Origin of the sequence: Micromonospora haikouensis, from assembly GCF_900091595.1 — a bacterium.
GTDB lineage: Bacteria > Actinomycetota > Actinomycetes > Mycobacteriales > Micromonosporaceae > Micromonospora > Micromonospora haikouensis.
On record NZ_FMCW01000005.1, the window covers coordinates 1 to 23,792 of the forward strand.

Consider the following 23,792-nt stretch of genomic DNA (forward strand, 5'->3'; position numbering starts at 1 on the left):
CCGGCGGCGAGGCCACCGGCGAACGCGAGTCCGGCGATGCCGAGGACGCTCTTACGCAGGATGGTCGTGTTCATGGGGGTGTCTCCTATCCGGGGGTCGGCACACGTCCCACATCCGCCGGAGGGGGATGGCGGGGGGTGTGCGAGCACCACGTCGAGGCGCCCGAACAACGAACAACGGGGGAAGAAGAGGAGGGGGTGCGGCTGCCTTGCGGCGCCGGGTCCAGGTGTAACGACCGGCGACCGGCCCCCATTCCCGGGGGGATGACTCGGGTGGCGGGGGCTGGTCCTGCCAGATCCGGGGGGATCCGGGGTGCTGCTGCGGTCGTCCGTCAGGTGTAACGCCCCCGCCCCGGCCGGGATTCCGGCCGCAGGGTGCCGCCCGTCACCACCCCGACCCCGGCTCGACCCCGCCCCACGCCACCCCACCGGGTCGGACAATCCGCCCATTCCGGCGGAGGGGTGACGGGATGTCGGGCAGATGGGGGTATCAACGACGCGGGATACCGCCATCTTCCCGGCATCCCGCCGGGAGATCCCGCGTGGGGCGGGGCAGCCGGGCCGGCACCCGCCAAGAGATCATCTCCCGGTGCCCGCAAAGAACTCTCGCGTACCCCTGATCGCGACGGTCGCCGCCCTGGCGGGCGTCGCCGTCCTTCTCGTCGCGCCCGCGCCGTCGGACGCGCCCGGCCGCGCCGCAATCGGACGGGTGCCCACGGCCGTGACGCCGCCCGCCAGCGGGGAGGATGGAACGCAGCAGGGGACGAACCGCCCGACCTCGCCGGCATCCGCATCCGGGCGACCCGGGGCACCGTCACGGCCCGGCCAGGGCGGACGGACCGACGAGCCCAGCGCGGGGCCCCCGACCACGGCCCTCCCCGGCGCGAGCCGCACCGACCGACGGCCCCCGGTGGTCGACCACGGACCCCGCACCGGTGACCTGGTGGCGCTGACCTTCGACGCGGACATGACGGACGCCATGCGGTATCAACTGCGCAGCGGGGCGGTGCGGTCGTACGCGAACCTGGCGATCATCGACCTGCTGGAACGGGAGCGGGTGCCGGCCACCTTCTTCCTGACCGGCAAGTGGGTCGAGGAGTATCCCGGGGTGACCCGCCGCTTGGCCGCCAATCCCCGCTTCGAGCTGGCCAACCACACGTACGGCCATCTCGCCTTCACCACCGACTGCTATCAGCTGCCGGCGATCCCCCGGCAGCGGATGGCCGCCGACGTGGCCCGGACGTTCGACGTGATCGCCCCGTACGGCGGCAGGCAGACCCGTTACTTCCGCTTCCCCGGGCTGTGCCACGACCGCGCCGCGCTGACCGAGCTCGCCCCGCTGGGCGTGACCGTGGTGGACGGGGACGTCATCAGCGGCGACCCGTTCGCGAAGTCCTGGCGGCCGGTCGTCGACGCGGTGCTGTCCCGGGTACGCCCCGGCTCGGTCGTCGTCCTGCACGTCACCGAGGCGAACGCCCCGATGACCGACGAGGCGCTGCCGCGCATCCTGGCCGGACTCGCCGAGCTGGGCCTGCGGCCGGCCCCGCTCTCCGAGGTGCTGGGGGCGAGACCGCTCGGGTGACCCGGTGCCCGATCACGACCGGCAGCCCGATCCCTGCCGCCCGACCGGGGACGCCGGCCGACCGGGATGCCAACCAAGCGGGGACGCCGACCGACCGGGGATGCCGGCCAAACCCGGATGCCGACCGACCGGGGATGGCCGATCGCCGACAATAAAACCGACAAAAACCTAATATGGGAGGAGATTCGAGAACCCAGAGGAGGTCGTCATGACTACGGCGATGGAGATGCCCCGCGTCCAGGAATGCGTGGTCGCGGCCTGCGCCTACAACCACACCGGCGACTGCCACGCGTTCGCCATCACGATCGGCAGCACCGATCACGCGCACTGCCACACGTTCGTCGAGATGCCCGTCCGGGGCGGCATCGACACGATGATCGCCCAGGTCGGCGCCTGTCAGCGCTCGGACTGCCGGCACAACGCCGACCTGGAGTGTCATGCCCCGGCGATCCGCGTCGGGCCGGACAACGACATGGCCGACTGCATGACCTACGCCAGCCGCTGACCGCCTTCCGGTAACTGGTCCGCGGCGGCGGCCGCCGCGCCAGGTGTTAACAGGGGCCCCCTGTACAACGGAATGCGTTAACAGGGAAACCTTCCTTACCCCAAGCCGTTGGCGTGGCGGACCACCGTCACCAGGTCGTCGACGATGCCGGTGAGGGCGAAGTCCTTCGGCGTGAAGACCCGGGCGACGCCCGCCGCCCGCAGCGCGTCGGCGTCGCCGGCCGGGATGATGCCGCCGACCACCACCGGCAGGTCGCCCCGGCCGGCGGCGCGCAGGCCGTCCAGCACAGCCGGCACGACGGCCAGGTGCGAGCCGGAGAGCACCGACAGGCCGACGAGGTCGACGTCCTCCTCCACGGCGGCGGCGACGATCTGGCCGGCGGTCAGCCGGATCCCCTGATAGATCACCTCGAAGCCGGCGTCGCGGGCGCGCACGGCGATCTGCTCGGCCCCGTTGGAGTGCCCGTCCAGGCCGGGCTTGCCGACCAGCAGCCGCAGCCGGCCACTGCCCAGCTCCCGGGCGGTCGCGGCGACGCGCTGCCGCACGGCGGCCAGGGTCGCGTCGCCGCCCGCCCCGGCACCACCGGCCAGGCCGGTCGGCGCCCGGTACTCGCCGAAGACCCGCCGCAACGCGCCGGCCCACTCGCCGGTGGTCACCCCGGCCCGCACGCACTCCAGGGTCGCCGGCATCAGGTTCGCGGTGGTCGCGGCGTCCGCGCGTAGCCGCTCCAGTGCCGCGTCGACCGCCGCGCCGTCGCGTCCGGCCCGCCATTCGCGTACGGCGGCCACGGCCGCCGCCTCCACCGCCGGGTCGACCTGCTCGATCGACCCGGCGCCGGCCACGGTCAGCGGCGACGGCTCGGTCTCGGTGAACCGGTTGACGCCCACCACCGTGTCCGCGCCGGACTCCAGCCGGCGGCGGCGTTCGGCCAGCGAGGCGACCAGCGCGCTCTTGAGGTACCCGGACTCGACGGCGGCCACCACGCCGCCCATCTCCAGCACCTTCTCCAGTTCGGCCCGCGCCCCGGTGACGATCCCGTCGACCAGCGCGGTCATCACGTGCGAGCCGGCGAACAGGTCGGGATATTCCAGCAGGTCCGACTCGTACGCGAGGACCTGCTGCATGCGCAGCGACCACTGCTGGTCGAAGGGGCGGGGCAGGCCCAGCGCCTCGTTCCAGGCCGGGAGCTGCACGGCGCGGGCGCGGGCGTCCCGGGACAGGGTGACGCCGAGCATCTCCAGCACGATGCGCTGGATGTTGTTCTCCGGTTGGGCCTCGGTCAGCCCGAGCGAGTTGACCTGCACCCCGTACCGGAAGCGGCGCTGCCTGGGGTCGGTCACGCCGTACCGGTCGCGGGCGATCTCGTCCCAGAGCACGCCGAACGCGCGCATCTTGGCGGTCTCCTCGACGAACCGCACCCCGGCGTTGACGAAGAACGAGATCCGGGCGACGACGTCACCCATCCGCCCGGGCGGCACCTGGCCGCAGTCGCGCACCGCGTCGAGGACGGCGACGGCGGTGGCGAGGGCGAAGCCGACCTCCTGCACGGGCGTCGCCCCGGCCTCCTGGAGGTGGTACGAGCAGACGTTCACCGGGTTCCACCGGGGCATCCGGAGCAGCGTGTACGCGACGAGGTCGGCGGTGAGCCGCAGCGACGCCGCCGGCGGGAAGATGTACGTCCCCCGGGAGAGGTACTCCTTGATGATGTCGTTCTGCGTGGTGCCGGCGCAGCGGGCCAGCTCCGCCCCCTGCTCGGCGGCGACCGTGCCGTAGAGGGCGAGCAGCCACATGGCCGGCGCGTTGATCGTCATGGACGTGTTCATGTCGGCCAGCGGGATGCCGTCGAAGAGGGCCCGCATGTCGCCGAGGTGGGCCACGGGCACCCCGACCCGGCCGACCTCGCCGGCCGCCAACTCGTGGTCGGGGTCGTACCCGGTCTGGGTGGGCAGGTCGAAGGCGACCGACAGGCCGGTCTGCCCCTTGGCCAGGTTGCGGCGGAACAGGGCGTTGCTCGCGGCGGCCGAGGAGTGGCCGGCGTAGGTGCGCATCACCCAGGGGCGGTCGCGCTCGGGCAGCCGGCCGGCGGGGGCCTTCTCGTCCATTTCCGGAGTTTAAGTTACCGTTCAGTACATCGGGCTGTGCAAAACCACACAGCCCCGCCTCCGCATCGGCCCCGCCCAGGTCGCACACTTGACGGCATGGATGACGAGCTGGCGATCTCCGTCCGGGGGCTGCGCAAGGCGTACGGCGACAACGTCGCGGTGGCGGGCGTGGACCTCGACGTCCGGCGGGGCGAGGTGTTCGCGCTGCTCGGCCCGAACGGGGCGGGCAAGACCACCACGGTGGAGATCCTGGAGGGCTACCGGCGGCGCGACTCCGGCGAGGTACGGGTGCTGGGCAGCGACCCGGCGTCCCCCGACCCGCACTGGCGCTCCCGGGTCGGCATCGTGCTCCAGGGCACCGGCGAGTTCGACGAGCTGACCGTCGGCGAGGTGGTCCGGCACTTCTCGGGCTTCTATCCCGACGCCGACGACCCGGCGAAGGTGGTCGAACGGGTCGGCCTCGGCGCGAAGGCGAAGGCCCGCACGCACACCCTCTCCGGCGGGCAGAAGCGCCGCCTCGACGTGGCGCTGGGCATCATCGGCCGCCCCGAGCTGCTCTTCCTCGACGAGCCGACCACCGGCTTCGACCCGGAGGCGCGGCGCGAGTTCTGGGAGCTGATCCGGGACCTGGCCGCCGCCGGCACCACGATCGTGCTGACCACCCACTACCTCGACGAGGCCGAGGCGCTCGCCGACCGGGTCGGGGTGATCGCCGCCGGGCGGGTGATCGAGGTGGCCCCGCCGAAGCTGCTGGGCAACCGCCAGGAGTCCCTGGCGACGGTCTCCTGGCGTACCCCCGAGGGGGTGCTGGAGAGCGCGCAGAGCGCGACGCCGACGGCCCTGGTCGCCGAGCTGGCCGCGCGCCACGGCGGCGAGGTCCCCGGCCTCACGGTGACCCGGCCGACCCTGGAAGACGTCTACCTGACCATGATCGGACACCGATGACGACCACGACGAAGCCGGCGGCCCCGGCCACCGCCGCCGCGCCGGCCCGCCGGCCTGGCGCGGGCGTGCTCGCCCTGCGGCAGGGCCGGCTGGAGATCACCCAGTTCCTGCGCAGCCGGGAGTCCGTCGTGTTCACGATGGGCTTCCCGATCATCATGATCCTCATCTTCGCGGCGATCTTCAGCGACGAGATCGCCCCCGGGGTGAGCTACACGCAGTACTTCATCACCGGCATGATCGCGACCGGCCTGATGACGGTCAGCTTCCAGAACCTGGGCATCTGGATCCCGATCGAGCGGGACCGGGGGGTGCTCAAGCGCTACCGGGGCACGCCGATGCCGAAGTGGGTCTGGTTCGCCGGCAAGGTGATCATGGTGGTGGCGGTCGGCGTCGCCGAGACCGCCCTGCTGCTCGCCGTCTCGGTCGCCCTGTTCGACCTGGAGCTGCCCGGGACGGCCGGCAGGTGGCTCACCTTCGGGTGGGTCTCCGTCCTCGGGGTCACCGCGTGCACCCTGTGCGGCATCGCCATCTCGTCGCTGGCCCGCACGGCGCGCAGCGGCTCGGCCGTGGTCACCCCGGTCGCCCTCGTCCTCCAGTTCATCTCCGGCGTCTTCTTCGTCTTCACCAACCTGCCGACCTGGATGCAGCAGGTGGCGGCGCTGTTCCCGCTGAAGTGGATGTGCCAGGGCCTGCGCTCGGTCTTCCTGCCGGACGGCTTCGGCGCGCAGGAACCGGGCGGATCGTTCGAGCTGGGCCGGGTCGCCCTCGTGCTGGGCCTGTGGTGCGTGATCGGCCTGGTCCTGTGCCTGACCACCTTCCGCTGGACGACGAAGCGCGACGGCTGAGGCGGTGCAAGGAAGGGCCCCCTGTTAACGCATTCGGTAGAGAGGGGCACCCCTCTCACCGCCGACCCGCGCGGGCGCGGGCGCGGGGCAGCCGATGCGGGGCGGGGCTGGGAGACTGTGCCGGTGGTGGCGCGACTGAGCCGGCGCGGGGTGCTGCTGGCCGCAACCGGCGCGGCGGTGCTCGCCGTGGGCGGTGCCGTGGCGGCCCGGGAGGCGATCCGCCCCCGTCAGGGGCCGGCCCCTGAGCTGCCGGACGCCCCGCCCGGCGACGAGCGGCTGCTGCGGCGGGAGTCGGCGGCCCGGGGCCGTACCGTCGACTTCTGGACGGCCGTGCCCGCCGGCCACGGCGACGGGCGGGGGCTGCCGGTCTGCCTGGTGTTGCACGGCGCGTCGGCCACCCCGCGCGACTACGCGCGCTTCGGTCTCGCCCGGTTCCTCACCGACGCCGTGCGCCGGGGCGCGCCGCCGTTCGTCCTCGCCGGGGCGACCGGCGGCCGGCTCTCCTGGCGGCCGGCGGGAGCCGACGACCCGCAGCGGATGGTGCGCGAGGAGGTGCCGGCCTGGTGCGCCGAGCGTGGCTTCGACACCGGCCGGGTCGCCGCCTGGGGCTGGTCGATGGGCGGCTTCGGGTCGCTGCTGCTCGCCGAGACCTTCCCCGGCTGGCTGCGCGCGGTGGCCGCGTTCTCCCCCGCCGTACGCGCCGGGGACGCCGTCTTCACCGGCGTGGCCCGGCTGCGCGGCACCCCGGTCGGGCTCTGGTGCGGCCGGCAGGACGGGCTGCTGGACGAGGTGCAGGCGCTGGCCCGCGCCCTGCCCGAGCCCCCGGTCCGGGCCGAGTACGCCGACGGCCGGCACGACTTCACCTACTGGGGGCGCGTCGTCCCGGACGCCTTCGCTCTGCTCGGCGCCGCCCTCGCCGGCCCGTGACGCCGCCCCATCAGGGGGCCGGCCCGCAGGCGAGCGCACCTGCGGGCCACGCCCAACCCCGTCAGTACGTGTAGAAGCCCTTGCCCGTCTTGCGGCCCAGGTCGCCGGCGGTGACCATCCGCTGGAGCAGCTCCGGCGGGAAGAACTTCTCGTCGGCCGTGTCGGTGTAGATGTTCTTCGAGGCGTGCATGAGCACGTCGACGCCGGTCAGGTCGGTGGTCGCCAGCGGCCCCATCGCGTGGCCGAAGCCGAGCTTGCAGGCGGTGTCCAGGTCCTCGGCCGACACCACGCCGGACTCGACCAGCTTGACGGCCTCGACGACCAGCGCGGCGATCAGCCGGGTGGTGACGAAGCCGGCGATGTCCCGGTTCACCACGACGACGGTCTTGCCGATCTCCTCGGCGAACGCCCTCGCGGTGGCCAGGGTCTCGTCGCTGGTCTTGTAGCCCCGGACCAGCTCGCACAGCTTCATCATCGGCACCGGCGAGAAGAAGTGCGTGCCGACGACCGACTCGGGGCGCTCGGTGACGGCGGCGATCTGGGTGACCGGGATGGCCGAGGTGTTGGTGGCGAGCACCGCGTCGGCCCTGCAGAGCTTGTCCAGGGCCCGGAAGACCTCCTGCTTGATCTCCAGCCGCTCGAAGACCGCCTCGACGACGATGTCCGCGTCGGCCACCGCCTCCAGGTCCGTCGTCGGGGTGATCCGGCCCAGCGCGGCGTCCACCTCGCCCGGCTCGATCTTGCCCTTCTCGGCGAACTTCTCCAGCGACTTCCGGATGCCGGCCAGTCCGCGCCCGGTGGCCGCGTCGTCCAGGTCCCGCAGCGTCACCTGCCAGCCTGCCTGCGCCGCCACCTGGGCGATGCCCGAGCCCATCAGCCCGGCCCCGACGACCGCGAGTCGACCCGCCATCTGCTTCTCCCTCGCCTGTTTGAGTGTCTGTCAGCACCCTAGCGGCGAGACTGAACGAAGACTAAGCCCAGGGCCGCGCGGTGCACAGGCTGGGACGAGGGCCACCCGACCCGCCGGGGGCACGGTGCCGGCACCGACGCGCTGCGCCGGCCGGGGCGCGGGCACCGGCCGCGCGGCGCGCGCCGGGACCGCCCGCGCGCGCTCAGATCTCCAGGGCCGGTTCCTCCGGTACGCTGCCCCGCTCGACCTCCACGCCGAGCGCCCGCAGGTCGGCGACGAAGTCCGGGTAGCCACGGTCGACGTGGTGCACGTGCGAGACCTCGGTGACCCCGTCCGCGCAGAGCCCGGCGATGATCAGCCCTGCGCCGGCCCGGATGTCCGTGGCCCGTACGGGTGCGCCGGAGAGCCGGTCCCGGCCCCGCACGACGGCGTGGTGCCCGTCGGTCTTGATGTCCGCGCCGAGCCGCATCATCTCGTTGGCGAACATGAACCGGCCGTCGAAGATGTTCTCGGTGATCAGGGATGCGCCGTCGCTCACCGCCGCGAGGCCGATCGCCATCGGCAGCAGGTCCGTGGCGAAGCCCGGGTAGGGCAGGGTGACCACGTCGACGGACGTGGGCCGGTCGGCCATCCGTACCCGGAAGGCGTCGCCCCGGGTCTCCACCAGGCCGCCCGCGCAGACCAGCTTGTCCAGCGCGACCTCCAGGAAGCCCGGGTCGATGCCGGTGACGGTGACGTCCCCCCGGGTCATCGCGGCGGCGAACGCCCAGGTCCCGGCGACGATCCGGTCCCCCACCGTGGCGTGCCGCACCGGCCGCAGCTCGGGCACCCCGTCGATGTGCAGGGTGGAGGTGCCCTCCCCCTCGATGCGCGCGCCCATCCGGATCAGCATCGAGCAGATGTCGACGATCTCCGGCTCCCGGGCCGCGTTGTCGATCACCGTCGTGCCCTGGGCCAGCACGGCGGCCATCACCAGGTTCTCGGTGGCACCGACGCTGGGGAAGTCGAGGACGATGTCGGCGCCGTGCAGGCCGTCCGGGGCGGCGGCGATGACGAAGCCGTGCTCGCCGGAGATGTCCGCGCCCATCCGGGTCAGCCCGGCGATGTGCATGTCCAGCCCCCGGGAGCCGATGGCGTCCCCGCCGGGGTGGGCCACCCTGACGTACCCCCGGCGGGCCAGCAGCGGGCCCAGCACGCAGATGGACGCGCGCAGCCGGCGGACCAGGTCGTAGTCGGCCTCCGCGCCGGGCCGCTCGGGCACGTCGATGGTGACCGACCGGGACCGGGCCACGCCGCCCCGGGCCACCATCGGGTCGACCGGCTCGTCGGCGTCGAAGCGGACGCCGCAGCCCAGCCGGCGCAGCACCTCGCCCATGATGGCGATGTCGGTGATGCGCGGGACGTTGGTGATCACGCTGCGACCGGGGGCGAGCAGCGCGGCGGCCATCAGCTTGAGGGCCGAGTTCTTCGCCCCGACCACGTGCACCGTTCCGGCGAGGCGGGCGTCGCCGGCGACGCGGATGACGTCGACGTCGTTGACCGCCGGGTCGCCGGCGTCACCGGGGCCGAGCCCGGCGGGGCGCGCCGGGGCCGGTCGGGCGGGGATCGTCAGGTCCGGTATCCGTAGGCTGTGCGTCATGGCCGTCCACCTCACGCGCATCTACACCAAGGCCGGCGACGCCGGCATGACCAGGCTGAGCAACAACGAGCAGGTGCCGAAGACCGATCCGCGGATCGCCGCGTACGCGGACGTGGACGAGTGCAACGCCGCGATCGGCGTCGCGCTCGCCCTCGGCCAGCTCGACGACGAACTGCGGGCGGTGCTCGGGTCGATCCAGAACGACATGTTCGACGTGGGCGCCGACCTGTCCACGCCGGTGGAGCCGGACCCGAAGTATCCGCCGCTGCGGGTCACCGAGGAGTACGTGGAGCGCCTCGAAGGATGGTGCGACGAGTTCAACGCACGCCTGGGCAAGCTCGACTCCTTCATCCTCCCCGGCGGCACCGCGGGAGCGGCGCTGCTGCACGTGGCACGGACGATCGCCCGGCGGGCCGAGCGGGCGGCGTGGGCGCTGGTCGCACACGACCCCGACCGGACCAGCACCCTCCCGGCAAAGTATCTCAACCGGCTCTCCGATCTGCTCTTCATCCTGTCAAGAACGGCGAATCCGGGGGGCGACGTGCTATGGGTCCCGGGCGGCCAACGCTGACCGTCCCCGTCGGCACCCTGCACCACGTCGAGGTCTGGGTGCCGGAGCTGGCCGAGGCGGTGCGCTGCTGGGGCTGGCTGCTGGGCGAGCTGGGCTGGCAGCCGTTCCAGGACTGGCCCGCCGGCCGGTCCTGGCGGCTCGGCCCGACGTATGTCGTGGTGGAGGAGTCCCCGGCAATGACCGGACGAAACCACGATCGGCTCGCCCCCGGCCTGAACCACCTGGCATTCCACGCGGGCCAGCCAGCCGACGTGGATCGGCTGGTCGCGGCAGCACCGGCCCACGGCTGGTCCCTGCTCTTCGCGGACCGCCATCCCCACGCCGGCGGCGCGGACACCTACGCGGCCTACCTCACCAACACCCAGGGGTACGAGGTCGAGCTGATCGCCTCAACCAAAGACTGACGAAGGGCAGAAGCCCCGACGACGTGCCCGGCCTCGTGAGGGGTTTCCGGGGAGAGCAGGACGCGTCAGGCGGCGGGCCAGTCCTGGGGGGCCAGACGCGGCGAGGCCGCCCCGGGCGGGGCGGCCTCTAGCCAGGACAGGAAGCCCGTGACGGTGGAGCGGGCCATGGCGATCTCCACCGGCACGTGGCGACTGGCACAGCGCAGGATCACCCAGTCGGCGGGCATGGAGAGGCGTTCCTGCCCCTCGGGCAGCCGGCGGCGTTCCACGACCAGCGTCTTGCGGGAAAGCACCCGCTTGGGGCGCAGGGCGAAGCTGAACATCCGGTACCACCGGAGTTCGTCACCGGCGAACCGGCCGAAACCGGGCGACCAGCCCCGCCCGTCGAGCACGGTGGTCACCCGGACGCTGAGCCGGATGATCCCGCCGCTGCGGGTGACCAGCGCGCGCCGGAGGAAGAGGACGAACAGGGCCACGAGCACCGCGGCGACGCCGATTCCGATCCCTTCCACGATCTCCATCGGCGGGACGGCTCAGCGGCTCTGCGCGGCGGAAACCGGAGTGGCGCTCTCGGCCAGTACGGTGACGCCCTCGCGGCTCACCGAGAGGAAGCCACCGGCCACCTCGTACGAGACCTGCTCGCCGCCGGGAAGCTTGATGCGGACCTGGCCGGGCTCGGCGAGCTGCCCCAGCAGGGGCGCGTGCCCCGGCAGCACACCCAGCTCACCCTCGGTCGTGCGGGCGACGACCATCTCGGCCTCGCCGGACCAGACCTTCTCCTCGACGGCTACGAGCTCGACGTGAAGCTGCTGTGCCACGCTGTCTCCTTGCTGCGGCGGCGGATTGCCGAAAGTCTAGTCGCGCCCGTCGCGGGCCCCCAACGCGGGTGGCGTAAGCTGCGCCACCCGCGCCTGAGGAGCGTTCCGTTCGGCCCGGGAAACGCTACTTCGTCTTGTTCCGGAAGTCCGGATGCTCCAGCAGGAAGGCGTCGAGCTGTTCCTTCTTCAGGGCGGTGAAGAAGTCCTCGGCCTCGGGCCGCAGCCGCTCCCCCCGGTACGCCGACCCGGTGCCGATGTTCTCCCCCGGCAACTTGATCAGCTCGACGTTGTTCGAGCGGATGCCCTTGAGGGCGATCGCGAAGTCGACCACGCTGCTGCCCCGGCCGTTGAAGATCAGCGACTGCCCGGCGGCCCGGATCACCCGGTCCAGCTTGATCGGGTTGGTCACCACGTCGGCGCTGAACGCCTGGTCGACCATCGCCTTGATGAACTGCTGCTGGTGCCGCTGCCGGCCGTAGTCGGCGTCCGGGACGCCGTTCTTCGGGTACCGCTGCCGGACGTAGTCCAGCGCCTGCCAGCCGCTGAGGTGCTGGTTGCCCTTCTTGTAGACCGCCTGCGGGCCGATGTAGCCCTCGCCGTACGGGTTGCCCTTGCGGTGCACCCCGCTCGGCTCGCGGTGCTCGGAGCGCACCTCGCGCTCGATGTACATGTCGACGCCGCCCATCGCGTCGACGATCTTCTGGAAGCCGGTGAAGTTGATGATCGCGCCCGCGTCGAAGCGGTCGATCCCGGTGACCTGCTGCACGGTCTTGGCCAGCAGCTCGAAGCCCCGGGCCGCGTCGGGATTCTGCCCCGGCACCCGGCTGCCGTACGACATGGCGGCGTTGAGCTTGTCGGTGCCGCCGTTGAAGTCCGCCTTGCTGAACCTCGGGATCTCGACCCGCAGGTCCCGGGGCAGGGAGAAGAGGTACGCCCGGTCCAGCTCGGCCGGGATGTGCAGCACCATGATCGAGTCGGCCAGCGGCGGGGTCTTCACGTCGCGCGGGTCGATGCCGACCAGCAGGATGTTGAGCGGGCCCTTGATGTCGCTCTTGCGCTCCTGGGCGCCGGCGGCCTGGTCGCCGAACAGGTCGCCCTTGCCCACCGCGCCCTCGTAGCGGGCCATCAGCGCCTCGTAGCCGACCAGCACCGCGCCGCTGAGCAGCATGAGCACCGACCCGAAGACGGTGCACACCCGGGCCCAGCGGGGGACCCGCGACCACGCCGACGGTTTCTTCCTGCCGCCCTTGCCGGCCTTACCCACGAGCATCTCCGTTCGTCACGCCCACGACTTGGAGACGGGCGTACGCAGCCGAAAAGTTGCAACGATGTTCACTCGTCCGGGGGACGGCGTGAATCGACGGTACCTCGCGTTCGACGGAGCCGCCGATCAGCAACCGGACAGCGGAGATCATAGGGCCTGCAGATGAACGAGGGCCGCCCCGGATGTTTCCGGGACGGCCCTCGACAGTGTGACGTGCGTCTAGCTCTTCATCAGCTCCGCGGCCTTGCGCTCCAGGTCCTCCAGGCCGCCGCACATGAAGAAGGCCTGCTCGGGGAAGTGGTCGTACTCACCCTCGCTGATCTTCTTGAACGCCTCGATGGTCTCGGCGATCGGGACCGTCGAGCCCGGCACGCCGGTGAACTGCTCGGCGGCGTAGGTGTTCTGCGACAGGAAGCGCTCGATGCGCCGCGCGCGCTGCACGGTGATCTTGTCTTCCTCGGAGAGCTCCTCGATGCCGAGGATGGCGATGATGTCCTGCAGGTCCTTGTACTTCTGCAGGATCCGCTTGACCTCGGTGGCCACCGCGAAGTGCTCGGCGCCGACGAACTCCGGGGCGAGGATCCGGGACGAGGACGCCAGCGGGTCCACGGCCGGGTAGATGCCCTTGTCGGAGATCGACCGCTCCAGGTTGGTGGTCGCGTCGAGGTGGGCGAACGTGGTGGCCGGGGCGGGGTCGGTGTAGTCGTCCGCCGGCACGTAGATCGCCTGGAGCGAGGTGATGGCCTGGCCCCGGACGGAGGTGATCCGCTCCTGGAGCTCGCCCATCTCGTCGGCCAGGGTCGGCTGGTAACCCACGGCGCTCGGCATCCGGCCCAGCAGGGTGGACACCTCGGAACCGGCCTGGGTGAAGCGGAAGATGTTGTCGATGAAGAGCAGCACCTCCTGCTTCTTCACGTCGCGGAAGTACTCCGCCATGGTCAGCGCGGACAGGGCGACGCGCAGCCGGGTGCCCGGCGGCTCGTCCATCTGGCCGTAGACCAGCGCGGTCTTGTCGATGACGCCGGACTCGGTCATCTCGGCGATGAGGTCGTTGCCCTCACGGGTGCGCTCACCCACGCCGGCGAACACCGACGTACCACCGAAGTTCCGGGCCACGCGGGTGATCATCTCCTGGATGAGCACCGTCTTGCCCACGCCCGCGCCGCCGAACAGGCCGATCTTGCCGCCCTTGACGTACGGGGCGAGCAGGTCGATGACCTTGATGCCGGTCTCCAGCATCTCGGTCTTCGGCTCCAGGTCCGCGAAGGCCGGGGCCTTGCGGTGGATGCCCCAGTGGTCGTCGGGGCTGAGCGACTCGCCCTCGGTGAGGTTGAGGCACTCGCCGATGGCGTTGAAGACGTGGCCCTTGACGGTGTCGCCCACCGGCACGGTGATCGGCGAGCCGGTGTCGCGCACCTCGGCGCCGCGCACCAGGCCGTCGGTCGGCTGCATCGAGATGGCGCGGATCAGGTTGTCACCCAGGTGCTGGGCGACCTCCAGGGTCAGCGTCTTCTCGCCGCCGGAGAGGCTCACCTCGACGTTCAGGGCGTTGAACAGGGTCGGCATGGCGTCGCGCGGGAACTCGGCGTCGACGACCGGGCCGATGACCCGGACCACGCGACCGGTGGCCGTCTTGGTCTGTACTGGGGCAGTCATCACACTTCACTTCCCGACGCGGCGAGCGCGTTCGCGCCGCCGACGATCTCGCTGATCTCCTGGGTGATCCCGGCCTGGCGGGCCGAGTTCATCTCACGCGTGTACTTCTCGATCATCTCTTCGGCGTTGTCGGTGGCGCTCTTCATCGCCCGCCGACGCGACGCCGACTCGCTCGCCGCCGACTCCAGCAACGCCGCGTAGATCCGCGTGTTGATGTACTTCGGCAAGAGCGCGTCGAGCAGCGCCTCCGCCTCCGGCTCGAACTCGTACGCCGGGAGCAGGCCCTCGGACTTGGGCCGGTCCTCGACCTGCATCGGGCCGATGACCTTGGCCACCGGGGTCTGGGTCATCAGGGAGTGGAACTCGGTGTAGACGATGTGCAGCTCGTCGATCCCGCGCACCCCGTCCGGCCCGGCGGAGCCGTCCGTGTCGTCCGCGCCGGCGGTGAACGCCTTGATCAGCGTCTCACCGACCTCGCGGGCGTCGGCGAACGTCGGCTGCTCCGAGAAGCCCGTCCAGTTCGCCTCGATCGGCCAGTCCCGGAACCGGTAGAACCCGACGCCCTTGCGGCCGATGACGTAGAGCACGGGCTCCTTGCCCTCGTCCCGCAGCCGGGCGATCAGCGACTGCGCGGTCTTGATCGCGTTGGAGCTGTAACCGCCGGCCAGGCCCCGGTCGGCGGTCACCAGCAGGACGCCGGCCCGCCGCACCCGCTCGCGCGGGGTGAGCAGCGGGTGGTCGATCCGGGCGTTGGACGCCAGCGCGGTGAGCACGCCGGTGATGGCCTGGGCGTACGGCAGGGACGCCTGCACCCGGGCCTGGGCCTTGGCGATCCGGCTCGTCGCCACGAGCTCCATCGCCTTGGTGATCTTCTTCATCCCCTTCGCCGAGCGAATCCGTTGACGAAGAACGCGTACCTGGGCCGCCATGAGTCAGCCCTACTGCTTCTCGGCGTTGTCGCGGTAGCGGGTCACCGTCTCGCGGTTCTCGTCGCCCTCCAGCGGGGCGGCGGGGGCCTCGTTGATCCGGGGCTCGTCCTCCTTGCCCAGGAACGTCTGCTTGAAGCTCGCGATGGCCTGGTCGAGGGAGGAGATCACCTCGTCGTCCCACTTGTTGTCGGCGATCGCCGCGAGGGTGCCCTCGTGCTTGTGCCGCAGGTACTGGAGGAACTCGGCCTCGAACCGGCGGATCTCGCCGACGGGGATGTCGTCGAGCTTGCCCTCGGTGCCGGCCCAGACGGAAACGGTCTGCTCCTGCACCGGGAACGGCGAGTAGTTCGGCTGCTTGAGCAGCTCGACCAGGCGGGAGCCGCGCTCCAGCTGGGCCCGGGAGGCCTTGTCCAGGTCGGAGGCGAAGGCGGCGAACGCCTCCAGCTCGCGGAACTGGGCCAGGTTGAGCCGGAGCGAGCCGGCGACCTTCTTCATCGGCTTCATCTGGGCGGCGCCGCCGACCCGGGAGACCGAGGTGCCGACGTTGATGGCCGGCCGGACGCCCTGGTTGAACAGGTCCGTCTCCAGGAAGATCTGGCCGTCGGTGATGGAGATGACGTTGGTCGGGATGAAGGCCGAGATGTCGTTGGCCTTCGTCTCGATGATCGGCAGGCCGGTCATCGAGCCGCCGCCCAGCTCGTCGGAAAGCTTCGCGCAGCGCTCCAGCAGGCGGGAGTGCAGGTAGAAGACGTCACCCGGGTACGCCTCGCGGCCCGGCGGGCGGCGCAGCAGCAGCGACACGGCCCGGTACGCCTCGGCCTGCTTGCTCAGGTCGTCGAAGACGATGAGGACGTGCTTGCCGCCGTACATCCAGTGCTGACCGATGGACGAGCCGGTGTAGGGCGCCAGGTACTTGAAGCCGGCCGGGTCGGACGCCGGCGAGGCCACGATGGTGGTGTACTCCATCGCGCCCGCCTCCTCCAGGATGCCCTTGATCGAGGCGATCGTGGAGGCCTTCTGGCCGATGGCGACGTAGATGCAGCGGACCTGCTTCTTCGGGTCGCCGGAGCGCCAGTTGTCCCGCTGGTTGAGGATGGTGTCCAGCGCGACCGTGGTCTTGCCGGTCTTGCGGTCGCCGATGATCAGCTGCCGCTGGCCCCGGCCGACCGGGGTCATGGCGTCGATCGCCTTGATACCGGTCTGCAGCGGCTCGTCGACGGACTGCCGGGACATCACGTTCGGGGCCTGGAGCTCCAGCTCGCGGAAGCCCTCGTTGGCGATGTCGCCGAGGCCGTCGATCGGCTGGCCGAGCGGGTTGACCACGCGGCCGAGGAAGGCGTCGCCGACCGGCACCGAGAGCACCCGACCGGTGCGCTTGACGCGCTGGCCCTCTTCGAGCTTGGCGGAGTCACCGAGAACGACGACGCCGATCTCCCGGACGTCGAGGTTCAGCGCCAGGCCGAGCGTGCCGTCCTCGAACTCCAGGAGCTCGTTGGTCATGGTCGAGGGCAGGCCCTCGACGTGGGCGATGCCGTCGCCGGTGTCGGCGACGGTGCCGACCTCCTCGCGGGAGACGTCGGGCGAGTAGGAGGAGACGTAGCGCTCCAGGGCGCCGCGGATCTCCTCCGTCGAGATGGTCAGCTCGGCCATCCTCTGCTTCCTTAAGTATCAGGGGCCCGGGGATACCTAGTACCGACCGGTCCGAATGGCGTCTGTCAATCCAGGCGTTTCGCGGTGCGCCAGCGGGATGCCGGTCAGCGCGTCACGAGCGCGTTGCGGGTCTCGTTGAGGCGGCGCAGGACGGTGCCGTCGTACAGGTCGGACCCGACCCGGACGCTGACGCCGCCGAGGACCGAGGGGTCGACCGTCTGCTTGACGGAGACCTCCCGACCGTACATCGCGGAGAGGCGGGCACCGAGCCGGCGCTCGTCCTCGTCGCTCAACGGGGCCGCCACGGTCACGTACGCGACCTGCCGGTCCCGCCGGTCGGCGGTCAGCTCGACCAGCCGGGTCAGCGAGCCGGTGAAGGAGCGCCCACCGAACCCGTTCAGCGCCACCTCGACGAGGCGGACGGTGACCGGGCGGGCCTTGCCGGCGAGCAGCTCGCGGGCCAGCTCGGCCCGCCGCTCGGCCGGGCCGACCGGGTCGGACAGCGCCGCCGACAGCGCGGGCTGGCCGGCGACCACCTGGCCGAAGCGGAACAGCTCGTCCTCGACCTCGCCCAGGTCACCGGCGGCGTCGGCGCTGGCCAGCAGCGCCTCCACGCCGAGACGCTCGGCACCGTCGAGCAGCTCCGACGGCGCCGACCACCGGCCGGAGACCAGCCCGGTGAGCAGGTCGAGCGCGTCCGCGCCGACCTTGCCCCGGAGCATGTCCCCCAGCAGCCCGGCGCGGTCCGCGCCCGGCCGGGCCGGGTCGGACAGCGCCCGGCGCAGCCGCGGCTCGCGCCGCAGCAGGCCGGCGACGGCGAGCAGGTCGTCGGCGGTGGCGGCCACCGCCGACGGCTCCGCACCCCGCGCGTACGCCGCCAGGCGCTCGGTCGCGGCCTGGTACGACTCCCGGCTGGCGGCCTGCATCAGCGGGCCCCCGCGCTCTCGAGGTCGCTGAGGAAGCGGTCGACGGTGCCCTTGCGGCGGGCCTCGTCGGCCAGCGACTCACCGACGATCTTGCTGGCCAGGTCGACCGCGATCGTGCCGACCTCCGTGCGCAGCTCGCGCACGATGGTGGCCCGCTCGGCGGCGAGCTGCTCCTTGCCGGCGGCGATGATGCGGTCGGACTCCTCCCGCGCCTTGGCGAGGATGTCCTGCCGGATGCCCTCCGCGTCGGCCCGGGCGTCGTCCCGGATCTTCGCGGCGTCGGTGCGCGCCTCGGCGAGCTGCGCACGGTATTGCTCAAGGAGCTGGTTGGCCTCGGCCTGGGCGGCCTCGGCGCGCTTGATGCCACCCTCGATCGCGTCGACCCGGGCCTGGAACGTCTGCTCCATGCGCGGGAAGACGAACTTCATCAGCACGATGCAGAGCAGGATGAAGGCGATGCCACCGACCACGATCTCCTGCCAGATCGGGATGATCGGGTTGTGCGTCGACTCACCACCCTCTGCGGCGAGCAGGTACATGGGAGACCTCCCGGTCAAAGGGGGGCGGGTTTAGAGCTGGCCCTGCCAGATGAAGCCGAAGGCGATGCCGAGCAGCGCGAGCGCCTCGATGACGGCGAAGCCGATCCAGACGTAGGGCAGGGTCATCCGGGACGACTCCGGCTGACGGGCGGTCGACTGGATGTAGGCGGCGAAGACCAGGCCGACACCGATGCCCGGGCCGATGGCCGCGAGACCGTAGCCGATGGCGGCGGTGCTGCCCTCTACCGCGGCGTAGATGTCCATTAGTGGGTTCCTCCTGGTTATCACGCGTGACTCTCACGCGGGACGACAACGGGTGGTGCGAGGTGGATCAGTGCTCGTCGGCGAGCGCGCCCTGCACGTAGCTGGCGGTGAGCACCGTGAAGACGTATGCCTGCAGGCAGATGACCAGGAACTCGAGGAAGGTGAGCGCGATGGTCATCACCCAGGACAGCACCGAGACCGGAGCCAGCCAGGCGTTGGCGCTGAGCATCGCGAACCCGCCGAGCGTGAAGACCAGCAGGAGCATGTGGCCGGCGAACATGTTCGCGAAGAGACGGACGGCCAGCGAGAACGGCCGGACCAGGAAGGTCGAGAAGAACTCGATCGGGATCAGCAGCGGCAGGATGTACCACGGCGCCGGCGGGATCAGGGAGTTCTTGAAGTACTTCACGAAGCCGTGGTGCCGGATGCCGACGTAGTTGAACAGCACGTAGCTGATCACGGCGAGGAAGGCCGGGAAGGCGATGTGCGAGTTCGGCGAGATCTGGAACAGCGGCACGATCGCGAAGAAGTTCGTCAGCAGGACGAAGCAGAACAGCGTCGTGAAGTACGGCGCGAACCGCACCCCCGCGTGCCCGATCATGTCGACGGCGATGTTGTTGCGCACGAAGCCGTAGATGGACTCGGCGAGCCACTGCTTCTTCGTCGGCACCAGCTGTGGCTTCCGGTAGGTCGCCAGGAAGAAGATGATCAGGATGCCGACGGCGACCCAGACCATGGCCGTGATCTTGGTGAACCAGTAGGAGTCGTGCGCACCCCAGGGCAGGATGCTGGGCAGGTAGAAGTCCTCCACGCTGGGTGGGAATGCCGCCTGGCCCGCTGCCAGGACGTTCGCCTGTCCGAACACCGCGTCCCTTCCTAAGTAGGCGTGCCGAGTCGGCGGACGACCAGGATGATCCCCCCGGCCATGCCGAGCACGACGCCGATCCCGGTGGCGATGCCGCCGGTGTCGAGCCACTGGTCGACCAGCCAGCCGATGAAACCCCAGACGAGCATGCCCCCGATGAGGTACGAGAGCGCGGTCCAACCCTGGCCGGCACCGGTCGGAATGTCGTCCGGGCCGCCGCTGGGTCGGGGGTTTTGGTCACCAGCCATGACGGGGCGAACGATATCAGTCGGAGAAACGAGGCTGTGCCTCACCCCCCGCACAACCGTGGTTGTGTGGGCGTCGGGCGGGCGCGTCGTCTGTGGGCACGCTACTCCCCTCGCGCCACCGAATGAATGACCGGTGTCGGACACAATCGCGCGTCGTACCGAAACGTGGGACGCTGAGGACTCAGCCCCTGGTCCGGCGCGCGTGCACCGTGCTGAGCCACCAGATATGCGCGCCGGTCCAGACGACCACGCCGACGGCGATGCCGAGGCACAGCGGGACGACCCCCGCCCAGCCCGTCGAGGCGACCGCCACCATCACGCCACCCAGGAGGGTGAACTTCGCGACGTACAGACCCACCCCGAACGGCAGCACGAGCTGCGGGTTGCGCGCGTCCGCCCAGGCCAGAACCACGGTGGTGAGGACGTAGCTGGCCACGGTGACGGCGACACCGGCCGCCACGCCGAGCGCCGCGTCGGCCCCGCCGAGGACCCCGCCGGCCGCCGCGCCCAGCGCCGCCACCCCGGCGGAGACGGCCACCAGCACCGGCAGGTGGCGCAGCCGCCAGCCCCGGTCGTCCGCCGCCGGCTCCGCGGCCACCCCGGGCTCAGCCACGGGGGTACGCCGGGAAGGCGGCGACCAGCTCGGCCACGTCGGCGGCGACGCGGGTGAGGGCGTCGGCTCCCCCGGGCTCGCCCGGATCGGTGCGCACCGCGCGGGCGATCAGCGCCGCGACCCGGCGCATCTCCTCCTCGCCCATGCCCTGCGTGGTGACGCTGGGCGTGCCCACCCGGATGCCCGACGCGACCATCGACGGCTGCGGGTCGTACGGGATGGCGTTCTTGTTCAGGGTGACGGCGGCGGCGTCGCAGCGCGCCTCGGCCTCGGCCCCGCTCACCCCGGCGGCGCGCAGGTCGAGCAGCGCGAGGTGGGTGTCGGTGCCGCCGGAGACCGGCCGCATCCCCTCGGCCGCGAGCCCGGCGGCGAGCGCGCGGGCGTTGGCGACCACCTGCGCGGCGTACGCCCGGAACTCGGGCTGGGCGGCCTCGCGCAGGGCCACCGCCTTGGCCGCGACGGCGTGCATCAGCGGCCCGCCCTGGGTGAACGGGAAGACGGCCTTGTCGATGCGCGGGGCCAGCGACTCCCGGCACAGGATCATGCCGCCGCGCGGGCCGCGCAGCACCTTGTGGGTGGTGGCGCAGACGACGTCGGCGTGGGGCACCGGCGAGGGCACGGCCCGGCCGGCGACCAGGCCGATGAAGTGCGCGGCGTCCACCATCAGGTACGCGCCCACCTCGTCGGCGATCTCCCGGAACCGGGCGAAGTCGATCAGGCGGGGGTACGCCGTCGCCCCGCAGATGATCATCTTGGGCCGGTGGGCGCGGGCGAGGTCCCGCACCTCGTCGTAGTCGATCAGCTCGGTGTCCTTGCGCACGCGGTAGCCGACCGTGTGGAACCACTTGCCGGAGAAGTTCACCCGGCTGCCGTGGGTCAGGTGACCGCCGTGCGGCAGGTCCATCGCCAGCACCGTGTCCCCCGGCTGCACCAGCGCGGCGTACGCGGCCAGGTTGGCGCTCGCCCCCGAGTGCGGCTGGAGGTTGGCGTGCTCGGCGTCGAACAGCTCCTTCGCCCGGGCGACGCCGATCTCCTCGGCCCGGTCCACCTCGGCGCAGCCGCCGTAGTAGCGCCGGCCCGGATACCCCTCGGCGTACTTGTTGGTCAGCGTCGAGCCGAGCGCCGCCAGCACCGCCGGGGAGGTCAGGTTCTCGCTGGCGATCAGTTGCAGGCCGCCGCGCAGCCGGTCCAGCTCGCCGAGCACCACCCCGGCGATCTCCGGATCGGTGGCGCTGAGCTGCTCGAAGTCCGGCCCCCAGAAGGTGCTCCTCGCGTTCTCCACAGCGAACGAGTCTACGGAGCCGCACACTGGAGGCCGTGAGATGCCTCGTCACCGGCGCGACCGGATACATCGGCGGACGGCTCGCGCCCCTGCTGCTCGCCGAGGGACACCAGGTGCGCTGCCTGGCCCGGCACGCCGATCGGCTGCGCGACGTGCCGTGGGCGGCGCGGGCCGAGATCGCCGAGGGCGACCTGCGCCGGCCGGAGACCCTGCCGGCCGCGTTCGCGGGCGTGGACGTCGCCTACTACCTGGTGCACTCGCTCGGGCAGGCCGGCTTCGAGGCCGCCGACCGGGAGGCGGCGGTCGCCTTCGCCGACGCGGCGCGCGCCGCGGGCGTACGCCGGATCGTCTACCTCGGCGGCCCCGAGCCGAAGGCCGACGACGGCCTCCCGTCGGCGCACCTGCGGTCCCGGGCCGAGGTCGGCCGGATCCTGCTCGACAGCGGGGTGCCCACGGCGGTGCTCCGCGCGGCGATCATCATCGGGTCCGGCTCGGCGTCGTTCGAGATGCTGCGCCATCTCACCGAGCGGCTGCCCGCCATGGTCACCCCGCGCTGGGTTCGCAACCGGATCCAGCCGATCGCCGTGCGGGACGTGCTGCACTACCTGGTCGGCTGCGCCGCGCTGCCGCCGCAGGTCAACCGGGCGTTCGACATCGGCGGCCCCGACGTGCTCACCTTCGGCGACATGATGCAGCGCTACGCCCGGGTCGCCGGGCTGCGCCGGCGGCTCATCCTGCCGGTCCGGCCGCTGACCCCGTCGCTGTCGTCGCACTGGGTCGGCCTGATCACCCCCGTGCCCAACGCGATCGCCCGGCCGCTGGTCGAGAGCCTGGTCCACGAGGCGGTCGCCCACGAGCACGACATCGCGGCGTACGTGCCGGACCCGCCCGGCGGGCTGACCGGCTTCGACCGGGCGGTCGAGCTGGCGCTCGCGCGGGTCCGCGACGCGCAGGTGGAGACCCGCTGGTCCACCGCGAGCGGGCCGGACGCCCCGGCCGAGCCGCTGCCCAGCGACCCGAAGTGGTCCGGCGGCACCGCCTACACGGACGTGCGGGAGCGGGCCGTGCGCGCCCCGGCCGACGCGCTGTGGCGGGTGATCGAGGGCGTCGGCGGCGAGAACGGCTGGTACTCGTTCCCGCTGGCCTGGGCGGTGCGCGGCTGGCTGGACCGGCTGGCCGGCGGGGTGGGGCTGCGCCGGGGCCGGCGCGACCCGCACCGGCTGCGGGTCGGCGAGGCGCTGGACTTCTGGCGGGTCGAGGAGATCGTCCCGGGCGAACTGCTGCGGCTGCGCGCCGAGATGCGGCTGCCCGGCCGGGCCTGGCTGGAGATGCGCGCCGAGCCGACCGGGGACGGCACCAGCCGGTACGTCCAGCGCGCGGTCTTCCTGCCGAGGGGCCTGCCCGGGCACGCGTACTGGGGCGCGGTGTTGCCCTTCCACGCGATCGTCTTCGGCGGCATGGCGAGGAACATCGCCCGCGGCGCGGAAGCCCTCCCGTCGGCGGCCGCCGCCCCCTCGCGCGCTGTGGGCAGCTGAACGGTGGGCTACGTCGTACGGCCGACGCAGGAAGATCGTTTGTCGCCTACCGGCATCCCGCCCGGCATGTCGCGCCGGTAGGCAGCAAACGATCAAGGGGACTGCTTCAGCCGCGATCGGGTGCGCTCATGTCGCCCGTTGCCGGCGTGCCTTCGGCGAGCCCGTAGCGCAGGTAGACGGTGCCCTTCGGATTGGCCACCGGCGGTTCGAGGAGGGTGAGGTTGGTGGGCACCGCGCCGCCGTCGAACACCTTCTTTCCGACGCCGAGCGTGATCGGATACACCCAGAGGTCGAGCCGGTCGAAGAGCTTCTCGCGCAGGAGGGTCTGCACCAGGTTGAGGCTCCCGACGACCTTCACGTGCTCGTGCCGGTCCCGGACCTCGCGTACGGCGTCGGCGAGGTCCGGGCCGAGCTGGGTGGACCCGGCCCAGGAGAGTTCGGGCCGGCCACGGGAGGCCACGTACTTCGGGACGCTGTTGAAGAGCGCCGCGATCTCGTTGTCCGCGCCGCCTGCCTGGTGCGGCCAGTACGCGGCGAAGATGTCGTACGTGCGCCGGCCGAGCAGGAGGGCGTCCGTGCCCTCGTACGCGGCGAGGACCTGCGCCCCGGTGACCTCGTCCAGCAGGGGCGCCTGCCAGCCGCCGAACGGGAACCCCTCCGGGTCCTCGCCGGGGCCGCCGGGTGCCTGCCCGACGAGGTCCAGCGTCACGAACAGCTCAAGATGGATGACGCCCATGCTCAACTCCTGACGATGCCGGTTGTCGCGGTCGGCCG

Annotated in this window: 25 protein-coding genes; 8 read left to right on the forward strand and 17 right to left on the reverse strand. The window is 71.9% G+C overall.

Translation table 11 applies throughout. The features are described 5' to 3' along the window. Positions 1 to 909: 909 nt before the first annotated feature. Together GA0070558_RS33275 and GA0070558_RS06295 are read left to right on the forward strand one after the other, a co-directional pair. A complete protein-coding gene (locus GA0070558_RS33275) occupies positions 910 to 1,581 on the forward strand; it encodes a polysaccharide deacetylase family protein (RefSeq protein ID WP_176734120.1) in 672 nt (223 codons plus the stop codon). A 208-nt stretch (positions 1,582 to 1,789) separates the two neighbouring features. After that, positions 1,790 to 2,086, forward strand: a complete 297-nt coding sequence (locus GA0070558_RS06295; RefSeq protein WP_043966077.1) for a DUF1540 domain-containing protein — start codon at positions 1,790 to 1,792, stop codon at positions 2,084 to 2,086. Between the two features lie 95 nt (positions 2,087 to 2,181). Here the strand turns inward: GA0070558_RS06295 and GA0070558_RS06300 are convergent, their stop codons facing one another. Then, entirely contained in the window at positions 2,182 to 4,188 is a 2,007-nt protein-coding gene (locus GA0070558_RS06300; RefSeq protein ID WP_091276785.1) for a protein meaA, read from the reverse strand. A gap of 96 nt (positions 4,189 to 4,284) precedes the next feature. Here GA0070558_RS06300 and GA0070558_RS06305 point away from each other — a divergent pair, with 96 nt between their 5' ends. The 3 genes from GA0070558_RS06305 (at position 4,285) to GA0070558_RS06315 (ending at position 6,905) form a co-directional block, all read left to right on the forward strand. Next, entirely contained in the window at positions 4,285 to 5,133 is an 849-nt protein-coding gene (locus GA0070558_RS06305) for an ABC transporter ATP-binding protein (RefSeq protein ID WP_091276787.1), read from the forward strand. Further along, the gene (locus GA0070558_RS06310; RefSeq protein ID WP_091276790.1) at positions 5,130 to 5,978 is read left to right on the forward strand and encodes an ABC transporter permease; all 849 of its coding nucleotides are present in this window, start codon (positions 5,130 to 5,132) and stop codon (positions 5,976 to 5,978) included. Before GA0070558_RS06305 ends, GA0070558_RS06310 begins: the two co-directional genes overlap by 4 nt. Before the next feature lie 123 nt (positions 5,979 to 6,101). Further along, positions 6,102 to 6,905, forward strand: a complete 804-nt coding sequence (locus GA0070558_RS06315; RefSeq protein ID WP_091277165.1) for an alpha/beta hydrolase — start codon at positions 6,102 to 6,104, stop codon at positions 6,903 to 6,905. Between the two features lie 61 nt (positions 6,906 to 6,966). Here the strand turns inward: GA0070558_RS06315 and GA0070558_RS06320 are convergent, their stop codons facing one another. Further along, positions 6,967 to 7,815, reverse strand: coding sequence for a 3-hydroxyacyl-CoA dehydrogenase family protein (locus tag GA0070558_RS06320; RefSeq protein WP_043966069.1), 849 nt, complete (start codon positions 7,813 to 7,815; stop codon positions 6,967 to 6,969). Between the two features lie 202 nt (positions 7,816 to 8,017). Continuing rightward, the gene (gene murA, locus GA0070558_RS06325) at positions 8,018 to 9,454 is read right to left on the reverse strand and encodes a UDP-N-acetylglucosamine 1-carboxyvinyltransferase (protein ID WP_043966067.1); all 1,437 of its coding nucleotides are present in this window, start codon (positions 9,452 to 9,454) and stop codon (positions 8,018 to 8,020) included. Here murA and GA0070558_RS06330 point away from each other — a divergent pair. Together GA0070558_RS06330 and GA0070558_RS06335 are read left to right on the forward strand one after the other, a co-directional pair. After that, positions 9,453 to 10,025, forward strand: coding sequence for a cob(I)yrinic acid a,c-diamide adenosyltransferase (locus GA0070558_RS06330; RefSeq protein ID WP_091276791.1), 573 nt, complete (start codon positions 9,453 to 9,455; stop codon positions 10,023 to 10,025). The genes murA and GA0070558_RS06330 overlap by 2 nt on opposite strands. After that, on the forward strand, positions 10,001 to 10,429 hold the full coding sequence (locus GA0070558_RS06335; protein WP_091276793.1) for a VOC family protein: 429 nt from the start codon (positions 10,001 to 10,003) through the stop codon (positions 10,427 to 10,429). Before GA0070558_RS06330 ends, GA0070558_RS06335 begins: the two co-directional genes overlap by 25 nt. A 65-nt stretch (positions 10,430 to 10,494) precedes the next feature. On the opposite strand, the gene GA0070558_RS06340 is transcribed toward GA0070558_RS06335, so the two are convergent. The 13 genes from GA0070558_RS06340 to glyA form a co-directional block, all read right to left on the reverse strand. Continuing rightward, complete coding sequence (locus GA0070558_RS06340; RefSeq protein ID WP_043966062.1) at positions 10,495 to 10,950, reverse strand: DUF2550 domain-containing protein; 456 nt, start codon at positions 10,948 to 10,950, stop codon at positions 10,495 to 10,497. Positions 10,951 to 10,962: 12 nt separating this feature from the next. Further along, complete coding sequence (locus tag GA0070558_RS06345; RefSeq protein ID WP_077938542.1) at positions 10,963 to 11,247, reverse strand: F0F1 ATP synthase subunit epsilon; 285 nt, start codon at positions 11,245 to 11,247, stop codon at positions 10,963 to 10,965. 124 nt (positions 11,248 to 11,371) lie between these two features. Continuing rightward, on the reverse strand, positions 11,372 to 12,517 hold the full coding sequence (locus GA0070558_RS06350) for an LCP family protein (protein ID WP_077938541.1): 1,146 nt from the start codon (positions 12,515 to 12,517) through the stop codon (positions 11,372 to 11,374). A 213-nt stretch (positions 12,518 to 12,730) separates the two neighbouring features. Next, positions 12,731 to 14,167, reverse strand: a complete 1,437-nt coding sequence (atpD, locus tag GA0070558_RS06355; RefSeq protein ID WP_077938540.1) for a F0F1 ATP synthase subunit beta — start codon at positions 14,165 to 14,167, stop codon at positions 12,731 to 12,733. Further along, positions 14,167 to 15,096 (reverse strand): F0F1 ATP synthase subunit gamma, encoded by a 930-nt coding sequence (locus GA0070558_RS06360; RefSeq protein ID WP_077938539.1) that lies wholly within the window; start codon positions 15,094 to 15,096, stop codon positions 14,167 to 14,169. Before GA0070558_RS06360 ends, atpD begins: the two co-directional genes overlap by 1 nt. A 9-nt stretch (positions 15,097 to 15,105) precedes the next feature. Next, positions 15,106 to 16,746 (reverse strand): F0F1 ATP synthase subunit alpha, encoded by a 1,641-nt coding sequence (gene atpA / locus GA0070558_RS06365; protein WP_091276795.1) that lies wholly within the window; start codon positions 16,744 to 16,746, stop codon positions 15,106 to 15,108. A 104-nt stretch (positions 16,747 to 16,850) separates the two neighbouring features. Next, positions 16,851 to 17,672 carry a F0F1 ATP synthase subunit delta gene (locus GA0070558_RS06370; protein WP_077938537.1) on the reverse strand — a complete coding sequence of 274 codons (822 nt, stop codon included), beginning with the start codon at positions 17,670 to 17,672 and terminating at the stop codon, positions 16,851 to 16,853. Then, entirely contained in the window at positions 17,672 to 18,211 is a 540-nt protein-coding gene (locus GA0070558_RS06375) for a F0F1 ATP synthase subunit B (protein ID WP_043966052.1), read from the reverse strand. Before GA0070558_RS06375 ends, GA0070558_RS06370 begins: the two co-directional genes overlap by 1 nt. Positions 18,212 to 18,241: 30 nt before the next feature. Beyond that, positions 18,242 to 18,475 carry an ATP synthase F0 subunit C gene (locus GA0070558_RS06380; RefSeq protein ID WP_043966050.1) on the reverse strand — a complete coding sequence of 78 codons (234 nt, stop codon included), beginning with the start codon at positions 18,473 to 18,475 and terminating at the stop codon, positions 18,242 to 18,244. A gap of 67 nt (positions 18,476 to 18,542) precedes the next feature. Then, positions 18,543 to 19,340, reverse strand: coding sequence for a F0F1 ATP synthase subunit A (gene atpB / locus GA0070558_RS06385; protein ID WP_091276797.1), 798 nt, complete (start codon positions 19,338 to 19,340; stop codon positions 18,543 to 18,545). A gap of 11 nt (positions 19,341 to 19,351) precedes the next feature. Next, positions 19,352 to 19,588 carry an AtpZ/AtpI family protein gene (locus GA0070558_RS06390; RefSeq protein WP_074472880.1) on the reverse strand — a complete coding sequence of 79 codons (237 nt, stop codon included), beginning with the start codon at positions 19,586 to 19,588 and terminating at the stop codon, positions 19,352 to 19,354. A 181-nt stretch (positions 19,589 to 19,769) separates the two neighbouring features. Continuing rightward, positions 19,770 to 20,201 (reverse strand): hypothetical protein, encoded by a 432-nt coding sequence (locus tag GA0070558_RS06395; RefSeq protein WP_077938536.1) that lies wholly within the window; start codon positions 20,199 to 20,201, stop codon positions 19,770 to 19,772. Further along, complete coding sequence (glyA, locus tag GA0070558_RS06400; protein WP_176734121.1) at positions 20,194 to 21,483, reverse strand: serine hydroxymethyltransferase; 1,290 nt, start codon at positions 21,481 to 21,483, stop codon at positions 20,194 to 20,196. The genes GA0070558_RS06395 and glyA overlap by 8 nt, the downstream gene beginning before the upstream one ends. 35 nt (positions 21,484 to 21,518) lie before the next feature. Between glyA and GA0070558_RS06405 the strand changes: the two genes are divergently transcribed. After that, positions 21,519 to 23,018, forward strand: a complete 1,500-nt coding sequence (locus GA0070558_RS06405; protein WP_091276802.1) for an SDR family oxidoreductase — start codon at positions 21,519 to 21,521, stop codon at positions 23,016 to 23,018. A 106-nt stretch (positions 23,019 to 23,124) separates the two neighbouring features. Here GA0070558_RS06405 and GA0070558_RS06410 read toward each other — a convergent pair whose 3' ends face one another. Continuing rightward, positions 23,125 to 23,754, reverse strand: coding sequence for a dihydrofolate reductase family protein (locus tag GA0070558_RS06410; RefSeq protein WP_091276804.1), 630 nt, complete (start codon positions 23,752 to 23,754; stop codon positions 23,125 to 23,127). Positions 23,755 to 23,792: the final 38 nt, after the last annotated feature.